Below are 606 nucleotides of genomic sequence, written 5' to 3' on the forward strand. Positions count from 1 at the left end.
ACCGCTGGAAACCGCTTCCGAGGCAGCCGATCACGAACCGGAGATCTACCCGTGGAAGGCCGCTCCATCGCATCTGAAGACCCGCCGCCAGCTCCGGGCGGCGGGCCTGGCCCCCGGAGGCCATGCCCCGGTCGCGCAGACCGAAACCCGCCGCCGTGGCCGGCGACTGCTGGCCTACCTCTACGACGCACGACTGGCGGTACCGAAACGCACCGCCAGCCCGGCGCAGCTGCTCGCGGTCGCCAAAGCCATCCGCGAGCACCAGGCCCGCGCCGCCGAGCGCCACGGCTACGACCGTGACGAGCTCACCACCACCGAAGACCCAGGTCCGGGCTGGAGGCCCGCGCCGCCCGCGCGCGAATCCAGCGTGATTACGACAAGGCCCGCGCCCACGGCACCGGCGCGGTGGAAATGCTCGATGTGGCAATCGATCACCAGCTCGGATACGCCGCCGAGAATCTGCAGCAGATCGCGTGGGGCAACCGGTGGTCGCTGACGGGATCGCTGGCCGAGGCGCTGACCTGGCACGAGAACTCCGAGATCGCGGCCGAGAAACTCGACGAGCTGCGGAACGCTTTCGCCGACCAGTGGGGTGTGGTCATCGAC

At 70.1% G+C, this 606-nt stretch carries 2 protein-coding genes; both read left to right on the forward strand.

The window, feature by feature from the left end; genetic code table 11:
• The first annotated feature begins 73 nt into the window (after window positions 1-73).
• Entirely contained in the window at window positions 74-496 is a 423-nt protein-coding gene (locus A5780_RS43255) for a hypothetical protein (RefSeq protein WP_369829556.1), read from the forward strand.
• A partial coding sequence (locus A5780_RS27435; RefSeq protein WP_156769509.1) for a hypothetical protein occupies window positions 421-606 on the forward strand: 186 nt, incomplete at its 3' end. The genes A5780_RS43255 and A5780_RS27435, both read left to right, overlap by 76 nt.

Origin of the sequence: Nocardia sp. 852002-20019_SCH5090214 (genome assembly GCF_001665865.1) — a bacterium.
Classification (GTDB): Bacteria; Actinomycetota; Actinomycetes; order Mycobacteriales; family Mycobacteriaceae; genus Nocardia; species Nocardia nova.